The organism is Actinokineospora xionganensis, from assembly GCF_014323725.1.
In the GTDB taxonomy this organism is placed as follows: domain Bacteria; phylum Actinomycetota; class Actinomycetes; order Mycobacteriales; family Pseudonocardiaceae; genus Actinokineospora; species Actinokineospora xionganensis.
In genome coordinates this window covers 70,134-82,346 of sequence record NZ_JABVED010000014.1, presented here as the reverse complement: position 1 = coordinate 82,346, position 12,213 = coordinate 70,134, and the positions used below count along the sequence as shown (strand labels likewise).

Sequence of the window (12,213 nt, the reverse complement as noted above, 5' to 3'; positions counted from 1 at the left end):
ACTCTGCTCTCAGTCGCCGATCGCGCGGTCCAGCAGGTCCAGGAAGGACCCGTTGAGCGTCGCGGTGTCCTTGGGGCGCAGCGGGCGGTGCGACTGCAGCAGCGCGTGGACGTACAGCGCGAGCACGGCCGTCTCCAACAGCGTCGGGTCGTCGATCCCGGCGAGGCGGGCCACCAGCGGGTTGCGCGTGTTCAAGACCAGCTGTTGCGCGGCGCCCGAGTCGGCGTCCACCAGCCTGCCCAGGAGGTCCTGCCACAGGGGGTCCGCGGTCTCCCGGGCCTCGGCGGTGTCGCGCCTGCGCGCGCCGCCGGCGTCGGCCACCAGCAGCGCGGGCAGCGACACCGGGTCGAAGTCGCGCAGCATGGGCTCGCAGTCGTGGCCGTCGAGGACCTTCGACGCCACCGACATGGTCCGCTTCATCGTCGCCTCGACCTGGGCGTTGGGCCTGCCCAGGGCGGCCAGCAACTCCGAGGGCTCCACCCGGCGCGCGGTGTTGGCGCCGTCGAGGGCGGCCAGCCGCTTGAGCAGCTCCGTGTCGTAGGCGTAGCCGGCGTTGACCAGGCCGATGCCCTGAGCCCGGGCCACCGGGGCGAGCTGACGGAACTCGTCGACGTCGGGGGTGTAGAGCACGGTGGCGTGGCCGCGGCGGAACTGGCGCAGCGGCATCGTGCCCCGGGTCGTCTCGAACGGCACCCACCGCTCGGCCAGGCGCAGCAGCTCGTCGTCGACCAGGGCGACGGACTTGATGCCTAGCTGGTGCGCGGCCAGCATCGAGGCCGCCCGCTCCGGCTCGGTCGCGTCCAGCCGCAGCAGCCAGTCGCGCAGCCGGGTGCCCAGCGCGTCGCGCACGGCCAGCAGCGTCTCGTCCTCATAGAGGGATTCACGGCTCGCCGTCGGGCGCAGCGCCGACGTGTCGACCACGCAGCGGACGAAGTAGGCCCAGTCGGGCAGCAGGCCCTCGATCGAGGTGCCCACGAGCATCCGCTTGAGGTACACCCGGTGCGCCTGCCGGGTCCCCGGGTTGGCGCCCGCCGGCAGCACGAACGCCGCTCCGGTCAGCCCGACCGCGCCGAACTCCAGCGGCACCACGTCGAACGGCTCGAAGCCCAGGGTCTCGCGGCAGTACTCGGCCAGCCGGTCGTGGTGCTGGGCGACGGACTCGTCCTCGCGGCGGATCCAGGGCAGCTCGTCCTCGGTGACCAGCACCTGCCCGTTCGGCCCGGCGACCCGGACCTCCACCGGCAGCAGCGACCCGAACTCGGCGGCCAGCATCGCCACCGTGTCGTACTCGGCCCAGTGGTCGCAGTCGCGCCGGGGGACCAGCTCCACCGTCGTGCCGACCTCGGCGCGGGCGGAGTCGTCGACCTCGACGTCGTAGGTGCCGTCGCCGTGGGCGACCCAGCGCACCGCTGGGCTGCCGTTGGCCGAACGGCTCACCAACCGCACCTCGTCGGCGACCAGGAAGCAGGAGAGCAGGCCCACCCCGAACTGCCCGAGGAAGTCCTGCCGGGCGAACCCCAACTCGTCGCGCTTGGAGGTGCCGCCCAGGGTGGACAGCAGGGAGTGCACCTCGGACTCGTCGAGGCCGATCCCGGTGTCCGTTATCCGCAGGGTGCCGTTGCCGGTCCGCTCGGTGGACTCGATCAGGATCCGCCCCGGCGTCGACGGGTCGCCCAGCCTGCGCGCGGTGACCGCGTCGACCGCGTTCTGGAGGAGTTCGCGCAGGTAGACGCGGGGGCTGCTGTAGAGATGGTGGCTGAGCAGATCGATGACGCCGCGCAGGTTCACACCGAAGGTCTGGGCCAAGACGGAACCTCAACAGCGGTAGGGACAGCGGGCGCTGTGACAGTACAGGTGTCCTGAGACATAGGTCGGTGACATTCGGCGGTGAAGGTGTCGCGGGGGTAACTCGATGGGGGAGCTCGACCTCCATCGCCTAGGATCAAGGCGCTCACCCGGCCGATCGGGTGTACCGCTCGGCCATCACAGGACCTCGGGAGCTGTCCACCAACCATGTCCGGAGCCAACGACCCGTACGACCCCAAAGAGGTCGCGGCGCTCTCACCGGAGACCCTGCAGGCCGCTGTCGAGAAAGCGCGCGAGGAGTTCTCCGCCGCCGCCGACCTCGACGCGCTCGCCGCGGTGAAGCCCGCCCACCTGGGTGACAAGTCCCCCCTGCTGCAGGCCCGCCGCGAGATCGGGGCGCTGCCTCCCAAGGCGCGGTCCGAGGCGGGCAAGCGGGTCAACGAGGCCCAGGGCCTGATCAACGCCGCCTTCGACGAGCGGCGTGCCGCGCTGCAGGTCGAGCGCGACGAGCGCGTGCTGCGCGAAGAGGGCGTCGACGTCACCCTGCCCTGGGACCGCGTCCCCCGCGGCGCCCGGCACCCGCTGACCACGCTCTCGGAGAGAGTCGCCGACGTGTTCGTCGGCATGGGCTACGAGGTGGCCGAGGGACCCGAGGTCGAGACCGAGTGGTTCAACTTCGACGCGCTGAACTTCAAGAAGGACCACCCCGCGCGCACGATGCAGGACACCTTCTACGTCGAGCCGGAGAACTCGGGTCTGGTGCTGCGCACGCACACCTCGCCGGTGCAGATCCGCTCGCTGCTCGACCGTGACCTGCCGGTTTACGTCGTCTGCCCGGGCCGGGTCTACCGCACCGACGCCCTGGACGCGACCCACACGCCGGTGTTCCACCAAGTCGAGGGCCTCGCCGTCGACAAGGGCCTGACAATGGCCCACCTCAAAGGCACCCTCGACGCGTTCGCCCGGGCCATGTTCGGCCCCGACGCCCGGGTCCGGCTGCGCCCGTCGTTCTTCCCCTTCACCGAGCCCTCCGCCGAACTCGACGTGTGGTTCGCCGAGAAGAAGGGCGGCCCCGGCTGGATCGAGTGGGGTGGCTGCGGCATGGTCAACCCCAACGTCCTGCGCGCCTGCGGCGTCGACCCGGAGGTCTACTCCGGTTTCGCGTTCGGCATGGGCCTGGAACGGACGCTCCAGTTCCGCAACGGCATCCCCGACATGCGCGACATGGTCGAGGGCGATGTCCGGTTCACCCTTCCCTTCGGCACGGAGGCGTAGTTGAGGATCCCCGTCAGCTGGCTCATCCAGCAGCTTCAGCTCAACGAGGAACACCGGGACCTCACCGCCGAGCAGATCGCGGACGCTTTCGTCCGGGTCGGCATGGAGGTGGAGGAGATCAGCACGCTCGGGCCGGTCACCGGTCCGCTCGTGGTCGGCCGGGTGGCCGAGATCACCGAGCTCACCGAGTTCAAAAAGCCGATCCGGTTCGTCACCGTCGAGATCGGCGACCCCGAGGACACCGACTCCGACGAGCCCGTCAGCACCCAGGTCATCTGCGGTGCGACCAACTTCGTCGAGGGCGACCTCGTCGTCGTCGCGTTGCCCGGCGCGGTCCTGCCCGGAGACTTCAAGATCACCGCGCGCGAGACCTATGGGCGCACCAGCAAGGGCATGATCTGCTCCGCCCGCGAGCTGGGGCTTGGCGACGACCACGCCGGGATCATGGTCCTGCCGACCGGCGAGATCGCCCCCGGCGACGACGCCATCGACCTGCTCGGCCTGACCGACAAGGTCATCGAGCTGGCCCTGACCCCCGACCGCGGCTATTGCTTCTCGGTGCGCGGCCTGGCCCGTGAGCTGGCGTGCGCGTTCGACCTGCGGATGGTCGACCCGGCCGCCATCGAGGTGCCCGAGGCCGACTCCGAGGCCGTGCCGGTGACCATCGAGGACACCGACGGCTGCGCCCGGTTCGTGGTCCGCCGCGTCACCGGGGTCGACCCGACCGCGCCCACACCGTGGTGGATCCACCGCAGGCTGATGCTCGCGGGCATCCGCTCGATCTCGCTGGCCGTCGACATCACCAACTACGTGATGCTCGAAATGGGCCAGCCCATGCACGCCTTCGACACCACCAAGCTGCGGGGCGGTCTCACGATCCGCCGGGCGAAGGCGGGGGAGAAGCTGGTCACCCTCGACGACGTGACCCGCACCCTCGACCCCGACGACATCGTCGTGTGCGACGAGTCGGGCCCGATCTCACTCGCCGGTGTGATGGGCGGCGCGAGCACCGAGGTCAGCGCCGAGTCCACCGACATCCTGCTCGAGGCGGCCATCTGGGACCCGGCGTCCATCGCCCGGGCCGTGCGCAGGCACAAGCTGCCCAGCGAGGCGTCCAAGCGCTTCGAGCGTGTGGTCGACCCGGCGCTGCCGCCGGTCGCGCTGGAGCGGGCCGCGCGCCTGCTCCGCGAGTTCGGCGAAGGCAGCATCCAGCCCGGCCGCACCGACGTGGGCAACCCGACCGCGCCCGCGCCCATCACCATCGCGATGGACCTGCCCGACCGGGTCGCCGGCGTCCGCTACGACCGCGGCGTCACCGTCTCGCGGCTGCAGCAGATCGGTTGCCTGGTCGACGTCGGCACCGGCGAGGACGGCAAGCCCAACGTCACCGCGCACCCGCCGACCTGGCGTGCCGACCTCAACCAGCCCGCCGACCTGGTGGAGGAGGTGCTGCGCCTGCAGGGTTACGACACGATCCCGTCGGTGCTGCCGCCCGCCCCGGCCGGTCAGGGCCTGAGCCCGAAGCAGCGGCGGCAGCGCGCGGTTTCCCGTGCGCTCGCCGAGTCGGGTTACGTCGAGGTGCTGCCGTTCCCGTTCGTCGCCAAGACGGTGTGGGACCAGTTGGGCCTGGCTGCCGACGACATCCGCAGGCGCACCCTGTCGGTGAGCAACCCGCTGGAGGCCGACCGCGCCGAGCTGGCGTCCACGCTGCTGCCGGGGATGCTCGATGTCTTGTCGCGCAACGTCTCCCGTGGCGCGAAGGATGTCTCGATCTTCCACATCGGACAGGTCGTGCTGCCGCGCACCGAGCGGGTCCCGATGCCCGAGGTGGGCGTCGACGGCAGGCCGAGTGACGAGGAGATCGTCCAGCTCAACGGCACCCTGCCGGTGCAGCCTGCGCATGTCGCCGTGGTCCTCGCGGGCCACCGGCAGCGCGCGGGCTGGTGGGGCAAGGGCGAGCAGGCGAGCTGGGCCGACGCGGTCGAGGCGGCCAAGCTCGTCGCCCGGGCCGCGGGCGTCGAGCTGAGTGTCCACAAGGCCGACCTGGCTCCGTGGCACCCGGGCCGGTGCGCGCAGCTGCGCGTCGGCGGGTTCCCCGTCGGACACGCGGGTGAGCTGCACCCGAAGGTCACCGAGGCGATGGGTCTTCCCGCGCGCACCTGCGCGATGGAGATCGACCTGGACGCGCTGCCGCTGACCGAGCACCGCCCGGTGCCGCATGTCTCGCCGTACCCGCCGGTGCTGCTCGACGTGGCGCTGGTCGTCGACGACGAGGTGCCCGCCGCGGAGCTCTCCGACGCGTTGCGCGCGGGCGGCGGCGAGCTGCTCGAAGACCTGAGCCTGTTCGACGTGTTCACCGGTGAGCAGGTCGGCGAGGGCAAGCGGTCGCTGGCGTACTCGCTGCGCTTCCGCGCGCCGGACCGCACGTTGACGGTGGACGAGGCGACCACGGCGCGCGATGCTGCGGTGGCCTCGGCGGCCGAGCGTTTCGGCGCCGCGCTGCGCGCGTGACACTGATGGCCTACGACGGCTGAGCGGTTTTCTCCAGTCCCCACCGAGAACGCGGCGCGGCGCGGTTCCCCTGTGGAGCCGCACCGGGCAGCATCGGGTGATCCGGTACGTCGACCGGATCTGATCGAAGGGACGCTGTGAGGAAGATCGTGGCCGCCGCCGCGGCTGTGGGTGTCGTGGCGGGAATCGTGGCGTGGGCACCGGTGGTGGCGGCTTATGAGCCGCCGCCGATCGCCTGGGGTCCGTGTGAGCATCCGGTGCTTGTCCTGCGTGGCGCGGAATGCGGGAAGCTCGAAGTCCCGCTCGACCACGACGCGCGCGAGGGCAAGAAGATCAAAATCGCGGTGTCGCGGATCAAGGCCACCGCGCCCGCCGACCAGTACCAGGGCGTCATGCTGACCAACCCGGGCGGACCGGGCGGGTCGGGCATCCACCTGTCGATCCTCGGCGAGCGCGTGCCGAAGGGCGCGGGCAAGACCTACGACTGGATCGGCTTCGACCCGCGCGGCGTCGGGTCCAGCGAGCCCTCGTTGACCTGCGACAGCGGTTACTTCAGCTACAACCGGCCGTACTACGTGCCGGTGTCCGGCGAACTGGAGCAGACCTGGCTCGACCGGACGAAGGGCTACGCGCAGGCCTGCGCGGCCCAGGGCGGCGACCTGTTGGCGCACCTGCGCACCACCGACACGGTCAAGGACATGGAAGCCCTGCGGGTGGCGCTGGGCCAGGAGCGGATCAACTTCCTGGGCTACTCCTACGGCACCTACCTCGGCCAGGTCTACGGCACCCTGTTCCCCGACCGCGTGGGCCGGATGGTCCTCGACGGCGTGGTCGACCCGCGAAACGTCTGGTACAAGTCGAATCTCGAACAGAATGTCGGCTTCGAGCGCAACATCAAGATCTACTTCGACTGGCTCGCCAAGCACGACGCCACCTACCACCTGGGCACTGACGGCAGCCAGATCGAAGCCGACTTCTACGCCACGCAGCAGAAACTCCGCACCGAGCCCGCAGGCGGGGTGTTCGGCCCCGACGAGTTGTCGGACGTGTTCCTGCCCGCCGCGTACTTCGTCTTCGGCTGGCAGGACCTGGCGACCGCGTACGCGAAGTACCGCAACGACGGCGATGTCTCCGGGCTCAAGGCCCTCTACGACGGCATCCACAGCTCGGAACCGGGCTCGGACAACAGTTTCGCGGTGTACCTGGGCGTGCAGTGCACTGATGTGCGGTGGCCCACGAGTTGGGACCGCTGGCGGGCCGACAACTGGAAGACCTACGCCATCGCGCCGTTCGAGACCTGGAGCAACGCCTGGTACAACGCCCCCTGCCGCGAGTGGGGCGCGCCCGCGGGCACCCCGGTCCAGGTGGACGGCTCGAAGGCCCCGCCGGTCCTGCTGATCAGCGAGACCCTGGACGGCGCCACCCCGTTCGAGGGCGCGTTGGAGGTGCGCGACCGGTTCCCGAACTCGGCGCTGATCGAGGGCGTCGGCGGCACCACCCACTCCGCGAGCCTGTTCGGCAACGCCTGCGTCGACGACCAGATCGCCGACTACCTCGCCAGTGGCAAGCTCCCGGAACGCAGACAGGGGCGGGTGTCCGACAGCAAGTGCGACCCGCACCCGCAGCCCACACCGGGCGTGCGGGCTGCGTGGGAGGACGCCGGAGACCGGCCGCGGACGATGTACCGGCCCTAGGTGGGTGCGGGCCGGTCGGAGAGCTTGAGCCAGACGACGCCCGCGATGATCACGGTGAGCCAGAGCGCCTTGACCGGGGTGAGGGTCTCGCTGAAGAAGAGGGGGCCGAGCAGGGCGGCTCCGACGGCGCCGATGCCTGCCCAGACGGCGTAGCCGATGCCCACGTCGATGGTGCGCAGGGCGAGGCTCAGCGCAAAGAGCGTCAGCAGGAAGAAGACCACCGCCACGAGCGACCAGGACAGCACGGTGAAGCCCTGGCTGCCGCCGACGGACAGGGCGTAGCCGACCTCGAAGGCTCCGGCGAGCAGGAGCGCGAGCCAGGCGCGGGTCATCACGCTGCTCCGCTGAGCTGCAGGCCGACGACGCCGACGATGACGGCGGCGATGCCGAGGAGCTTGCGCCACCCGACCCGTTGGCCGAGCACCGCGCCGAGGACGACGATCCCGACGCCTGCCACCGACGTCCAGATCGCGTAGCCGACGCCGACATCGAAGGTGAGCAGGGCCAGGCTGAGGAAGTAGGTGGCGATTCCCCCGCTGACCAGCGTGGCGGCGGTCCAGGCGGGTCGGGTGAAGCCGTGGGCTTTGCCCGCGGAGATGGCGACGGTGATCTCGAAGACCACGGCGATGCCGAGGTACAGCCAGTGCATGGCGGGTGTCCTTCATTGAGGTGGGTCACGCGGGTGCCCTGCCATCGTGGAACCTCACACCGGTGTCAAGTGCAAGACTGGGTCTCATGCGCATCGGTGAGCTGGCGGACGCGAGCGGAGTCAGCACCCGCTCCCTGCGGTACTACGAGGAGCACGGGCTGATCCGCTCCGAGCGCACGCCCGGCGGCTGGCGCGACTTCGACAGCGCCATGGTCGAGCGGGTGGTCATGATCCAGCACCTGTTCGCCGCAGGCCTGTCCAGCTCGACGATCAACGAGCTGCTCCCGTGCCTGGAGGCCCCACCCGAGGAGCGCACCGGCGTCATGGAGCAGTTGCTCGCCCAGGAAGTCGAGCGCCTCGAAGCCAAGCGGCGCGACATTGATCGTGAACTCGACACGCTGCGGGCGCTGCGCAGCGAGACGGCCTTGTCCGTCAAGTGAGGTCAGAGGTGTTTGAGCGCCTCACGCCGGGACAGGGGTGACAGCTCGGGGTGGATGTCGACGAAGTGCCGCACCCAGTCCGGGTCGGTCTTCGCGTACTCGCGCAGCGCCCACCCGATCGCCTTGCGCAGGAAGAAGTCCGGGTCGTCCACTGTGGACTCGATGGTGTCGGTCAGCAGGTCGGTGTCGGTGGCGTCGCGGGCCTTGAGCTGGCAGAGGACCGAGGTGCGGCGCTTCCAGCGGTCCGGGTCGCCTGCCCAGGCGCGCATGGCGGGGGTGAGGACGTCGGGGTGGGCGAGCACGAGCGGGCCGACTCGGCGGGCGGCGATCTCGTCCACGAAGTCCCACCAGGCCCCGGTGACGATCATTTCCTCGTAAAGGGGGAGGAGGTCGAGACCGTCCCAGGGGGCGTAACGCTTGTGGGCGAGCAGGTCGAGGGCGACGTAGCGCTCCTCGCGGTACTCCGCGTCGCGCCAGAGTTCGGTGACGGCGGCGATCCAGACGGCGCGGTCGGTGAAGACGTGCTCGGCGAACAGCGTTCGCACCAGTGCCGTCCGCTCCGGCTTGGGGACGCCGCGGAAAGGCAGGTCGGACTTCATGTAGCGCTGCATCTCGGGCGCCCGCGCCGGGTTTCCGACCTCGACCAGCCCGGCCCGCACGGCGTCGATGAACTCCACGGTCAGCGGAAAGTGGCCAGCGCCGATCGCCAGGCCTGCTCGGAGACGACCAGCGCGCCCGCCTCAGGCTTCTTGGAATCCCGCACACCCACGGTCCCCGGCACGAACGCGACCTCGACACACTCGTCGTTTTCGCCGCCGCTGCCGCTTCGGCTGGACTTGCGCCACCGTGCGTGATCAAGATCCATCTTGTTTCACCTTCGTCGGTATTCGAGTGCCACGCGGCGGAGAAACTTCACCGATTCGGCTGAACTCAGCGCCTCCCTACGCATCGTATCCAGGTTCGTCTGAAACCTCCCGACGTGCTCTGGCGCATCGGTGAAGGCGTCGATGTCGACATGGAGGACCGTTGGCGCGTTCCGGTACTCCATCAAGCCGTAGTTACTGGTGGAACCCTCCCATCGCTCCAAGTCGAAGGGGGCTACGCGCACATCGACGTGGGGTAGCTCTGCCATGTCGGCGATGTGCTGAATCTGCTCGGCCATAACCTCGGCGCCGCCGTGCATCCTGCGTAGGGCGGCCTCTTCCAGCACGGCGAAGTACTTGGGTGCACATGGCTTGCGCAGCACTGCCTGGCGTTCCAACCGGACCTTGATCTGGTGCTCGGACTCCTCGGTCATGCCCACGTTGGCGTAGATCAGCGCACGGATGTACGCGGGGGTTTGGAGCAGGCCAGGCACTCGCACCACGTTGACGTGGGAGATTCGGGTCGCCTCGGCTTCGAATATGGCCAAGATGGGCTGCTTGGTCACCCGGATGGCCGCGAGCAGGCTCCACCAGGTCGGCGACAGCGGACTGCTGATCAGCGTGAGGATGCGTTTGCGTTCGAGTTTGGGGACGGCGTAGGCCGTCAGGAGGGCGGCGGCGGCTTCGGGGCTGGTCGGCCGGATGCCGTTCTCCATCCGATTCAGGCTGGCGTTGGAGAAGCCCGCCTTCTCGGCCGCGACCGACGTGCTCATTTCGGCTGCCGCGCGCAATTCGGCGAACAGGCTGCCGATCGCGCGGTCCCTGGCGGTGTCGTGCTTGGTCATCTGATCATCTCACCAGGGGACACGGTGATCAGCCATTGCCCGATCGGGGACGAGATCTCACCCCCGGAAACTCAGCAGGCCAGCCGGCCCGTCGCCGGTCGGGTGCGCAACAGGGCCAGGGCGGTGTCGAGCATTTCGGCGTGGACCAGGTCGTCGATCTCGTCGAGGTCGAACCAGGCGGCCATGTCCGAGCTGCCGCCGACCTCGAACCGCAGTTCCCCGCCGACGACCCGGCCCTCGTAGATCACGCGCACACCGTGGAAGTCCGGCCGCACGATCGTGTCGATGCCGAGGAGGGTGTCGATTTCGGCGATATGCCCGGTTTCCTCTTCGACTTCGCGGATCGCGCCGTCCATCGGGTGCTCACCGAAGTCGACGCCGCCCCCGGGCAGCATCCACACCGGGCCCTTCGGGCTGACCCAGCGCGAAAGCAGCACCTTGCCGTCGTCGACGCAGATGACGTAGGCGGCGAGCCGGGTCTTGCGCGGGTTTTGGGACATGTCCGCACCTTATCGCCGCGACCGGACCGCTGTGATTGAGTTGGACGGCATGATGAGGCTGACGGCGATCACACTCGACTGCGCCGATCCCGAGGAACTAGCCGAGTTCTACCGGCAGGCCACCGAATTCGAGCCGCACCCCAAATCCGACAGTGACTTCGCCGGCCTGACCCGCGCGGACGGCCTCTTCCTCGGCTTCCAACGCGTCGACGGCTACCGGCCGCCGCGCTGGCCCGCCCAAACAGTGCCGCAGCAGGTCCACCTCGACTTCGCCGTCGACGACCTCGACGCGGCCGAGGCCCGGCTGCTGGAGCTGGGCGCGACCAAGCTCGACCACCAGCCGCTCGACCACCAGCCGGGCCTGGACAACTGGCGGGTGTTCGCCGATCCGGCGGGACATCCCTTCTGCCTGACCCGGGTCCGCGACTGACGCACTGGAACTTCCGCACCACCGGGATGCCGCCCCGTCTCAGGACGCCTTCGCGGGCAGCGGCGAGGTTCTGTTCGACTTCGGTCTGCGGCTGATGATCGAGGGCCTAAAGGTCTACCTCGACCGCTAGCGGAGTATGGCCGGTCGCGGGTCGGTTCCTGGCGAGCGCGAGCCCGGGGCCGACGAGGTCGCTCACGGGCAGCGAGTCCAGCTCGGCCAGATCGAACCACGCCGCCATGTCCGTCGACCCGTTCACCTCGTGGCGCAGTTCGCCGCCGACGATCCGGCCCTCGTAGTACACCCGCACGCCGTGGAACCGGCCCGGCCGGTGGAGGTTGTCGATCCCGAGCAGGGTGTCGGCCTCGAAGTCGTAGCCGGTCTCCTCGGCGACCTCGCGCACCACCGCGTCCCACGGGTCCTCGCCGAAGTCGACCCCGCCACCCGGCAAGCTCCACAGTGGACCATCACCGTGGACCCACCGGGCCAGCAGGATTCTGCCGTCCTGGACACAGATCCCGTACGCCGAGAGCCGGGTGTTGAGCTGCTTTCCGGTCACTTCGCCAGCCGCTCGGTGATCTTGGCGCGGAGGTCCTCGGGCAGGTCGTCGGCGGCGAGCAACTCGGGCAGCAACTCGGGCTCGGTCGTGATCGCCCGGAACGTCATCCCCATCGTCACCCCGTGCCCGGGCCGGTGGACCACGGTGATCTCGTCGCCCGCGCTGACCGTGCCCGGGGTGATCACCTTGAAGTACGCGCCCGGGATCGCCCGCTGGGTGAAGGTCTTGACCCAGCCCTGCCGCTCCATCCACACGGCGAACACCTGGCACGGGATCCGTGGCGAGGTGACCTGCAGTTCGAGGTCCGGCCCGACCCGCCACCGCTCGCCGACCTCGGCCCCGGTCACGTCCACACCGAGGGTGGTCAGGTTCTCGCCGAACCCGCCCGATGCCAGGGACACGCCCAGCTCCGACTCCCAGGCGTCGAGGTCTTCGCGCGCGTAGGCGTAGACCGCCTGGTCCGGTCCGCCGTGGTTCTTCTTGTCGCAGATCCGGTCGCCCGCCAGGCCACCCGCCGCCGGTTCGGGCTCCCGCACGGCCACCGGGTGGTCCACCGGGCGCTTGTCGATCGCGCTGATCCCCGACTTCCCCTCGATGGGTCGCGGGACACCTAGGTTGACTGAGAGCACCTTCGCCATGAGGCG

14 protein-coding genes are annotated in these 12,213 nt (G+C 69.8%); 5 read left to right on the top strand and 9 right to left on the bottom strand.

The window, feature by feature from the left end:
* Window positions 1–9: 9 nt before the first annotated feature.
* Window positions 10–1,806: an HSP90 family protein gene (locus GPZ80_RS23270; RefSeq protein WP_187223191.1), complete on the bottom strand. Its 1,797-nt coding sequence runs from the start codon at window positions 1,804–1,806 to the stop codon at window positions 10–12.
* A gap of 207 nt (window positions 1,807–2,013) precedes the next feature.
* On the opposite strand from GPZ80_RS23270, the gene pheS reads away from it, so the two are divergent.
* The 3 genes from pheS (at window position 2,014) to GPZ80_RS23255 (ending at window position 7,286) form a co-directional block, all read left to right on the top strand.
* Window positions 2,014–3,081 (top strand): phenylalanine--tRNA ligase subunit alpha, encoded by a 1,068-nt coding sequence (gene pheS, locus GPZ80_RS23265; RefSeq protein ID WP_187223190.1) that lies wholly within the window; start codon window positions 2,014–2,016, stop codon window positions 3,079–3,081.
* Complete coding sequence (gene pheT / locus GPZ80_RS23260; RefSeq protein WP_187223189.1) at window positions 3,082–5,592, top strand: phenylalanine--tRNA ligase subunit beta; 2,511 nt, start codon at window positions 3,082–3,084, stop codon at window positions 5,590–5,592.
* 137 nt (window positions 5,593–5,729) lie between these two features.
* Window positions 5,730–7,286 (top strand): alpha/beta hydrolase, encoded by a 1,557-nt coding sequence (locus tag GPZ80_RS23255; RefSeq protein ID WP_187223188.1) that lies wholly within the window; start codon window positions 5,730–5,732, stop codon window positions 7,284–7,286.
* On the opposite strand, the gene GPZ80_RS23250 is transcribed toward GPZ80_RS23255, so the two are convergent.
* The gene (locus GPZ80_RS23250) at window positions 7,283–7,618 is read right to left on the bottom strand and encodes a DMT family transporter (protein ID WP_187223187.1); all 336 of its coding nucleotides are present in this window, start codon (window positions 7,616–7,618) and stop codon (window positions 7,283–7,285) included. The genes GPZ80_RS23255 and GPZ80_RS23250 overlap by 4 nt on opposite strands.
* Window positions 7,618–7,935 (bottom strand): DMT family transporter, encoded by a 318-nt coding sequence (locus tag GPZ80_RS23245; protein ID WP_187223186.1) that lies wholly within the window; start codon window positions 7,933–7,935, stop codon window positions 7,618–7,620. Before GPZ80_RS23245 ends, GPZ80_RS23250 begins: the two co-directional genes overlap by 1 nt.
* Before the next feature lie 86 nt (window positions 7,936–8,021).
* Between GPZ80_RS23245 and GPZ80_RS23240 the strand changes: the two genes are divergently transcribed.
* Window positions 8,022–8,375, top strand: coding sequence for a MerR family transcriptional regulator (locus GPZ80_RS23240; RefSeq protein ID WP_187223284.1), 354 nt, complete (start codon window positions 8,022–8,024; stop codon window positions 8,373–8,375).
* Between the two features lie 2 nt (window positions 8,376–8,377).
* Here the strand turns inward: GPZ80_RS23240 and GPZ80_RS23235 are convergent, their stop codons facing one another.
* From GPZ80_RS23235 to GPZ80_RS23220, 4 genes are all read right to left on the bottom strand, one after another.
* Window positions 8,378–9,052, bottom strand: a complete 675-nt coding sequence (locus GPZ80_RS23235) for a DNA alkylation repair protein (protein WP_312880519.1) — start codon at window positions 9,050–9,052, stop codon at window positions 8,378–8,380.
* A 2-nt stretch (window positions 9,053–9,054) separates the two neighbouring features.
* Window positions 9,055–9,240 (bottom strand): DUF397 domain-containing protein, encoded by a 186-nt coding sequence (locus tag GPZ80_RS23230; protein WP_187223185.1) that lies wholly within the window; start codon window positions 9,238–9,240, stop codon window positions 9,055–9,057.
* A 6-nt stretch (window positions 9,241–9,246) separates the two neighbouring features.
* Window positions 9,247–10,083: a helix-turn-helix domain-containing protein gene (locus GPZ80_RS23225; RefSeq protein ID WP_187223184.1), complete on the bottom strand. Its 837-nt coding sequence runs from the start codon at window positions 10,081–10,083 to the stop codon at window positions 9,247–9,249.
* 71 nt (window positions 10,084–10,154) lie between these two features.
* The gene (locus GPZ80_RS23220) at window positions 10,155–10,583 is read right to left on the bottom strand and encodes an NUDIX hydrolase (protein WP_187223183.1); all 429 of its coding nucleotides are present in this window, start codon (window positions 10,581–10,583) and stop codon (window positions 10,155–10,157) included.
* A gap of 49 nt (window positions 10,584–10,632) precedes the next feature.
* On the opposite strand from GPZ80_RS23220, the gene GPZ80_RS23215 reads away from it, so the two are divergent.
* Window positions 10,633–11,013 carry a VOC family protein gene (locus GPZ80_RS23215; RefSeq protein WP_222719744.1) on the top strand — a complete coding sequence of 127 codons (381 nt, stop codon included), beginning with the start codon at window positions 10,633–10,635 and terminating at the stop codon, window positions 11,011–11,013.
* 106 nt (window positions 11,014–11,119) lie between these two features.
* Here GPZ80_RS23215 and GPZ80_RS23210 read toward each other — a convergent pair whose 3' ends face one another.
* Both GPZ80_RS23210 and GPZ80_RS23205 read right to left on the bottom strand, forming a co-directional pair.
* On the bottom strand, window positions 11,120–11,569 hold the full coding sequence (locus tag GPZ80_RS23210; RefSeq protein ID WP_187223182.1) for an NUDIX hydrolase: 450 nt from the start codon (window positions 11,567–11,569) through the stop codon (window positions 11,120–11,122).
* Window positions 11,566–12,207: an MOSC domain-containing protein gene (locus tag GPZ80_RS23205; protein ID WP_187223181.1), complete on the bottom strand. Its 642-nt coding sequence runs from the start codon at window positions 12,205–12,207 to the stop codon at window positions 11,566–11,568. The genes GPZ80_RS23210 and GPZ80_RS23205 overlap by 4 nt, the downstream gene beginning before the upstream one ends.
* Between the last annotated feature and the right edge of the window lie 6 nt (window positions 12,208–12,213).

Coding starts and splice junctions, on each gene's coding strand:
- pheS (WP_187223190.1), top strand. CDS start 2,014: ATGTCCGGAGCCAACGACCCGTACGACCCCAAAGAGGTCGCGGCGCTC.
- GPZ80_RS23250 (WP_187223187.1), bottom strand. CDS start 7,618: ATGACCCGCGCCTGGCTCGCGCTCCTGCTCGCCGGAGCCTTCGAGGTC.
- GPZ80_RS23245 (WP_187223186.1), bottom strand. CDS start 7,935: ATGCACTGGCTGTACCTCGGCATCGCCGTGGTCTTCGAGATCACCGTC.
- GPZ80_RS23240 (WP_187223284.1), top strand. CDS start 8,022: ATGCGCATCGGTGAGCTGGCGGACGCGAGCGGAGTCAGCACCCGCTCC.
- GPZ80_RS23230 (WP_187223185.1), bottom strand. CDS start 9,240: ATGGATCTTGATCACGCACGGTGGCGCAAGTCCAGCCGAAGCGGCAGC.
- GPZ80_RS23225 (WP_187223184.1), bottom strand. CDS start 10,083: ATGACCAAGCACGACACCGCCAGGGACCGCGCGATCGGCAGCCTGTTC.
- GPZ80_RS23220 (WP_187223183.1), bottom strand. CDS start 10,583: ATGTCCCAAAACCCGCGCAAGACCCGGCTCGCCGCCTACGTCATCTGC.
- GPZ80_RS23215 (WP_222719744.1), top strand. CDS start 10,633: ATGATGAGGCTGACGGCGATCACACTCGACTGCGCCGATCCCGAGGAA.
- GPZ80_RS23205 (WP_187223181.1), bottom strand. CDS start 12,207: ATGGCGAAGGTGCTCTCAGTCAACCTAGGTGTCCCGCGACCCATCGAG.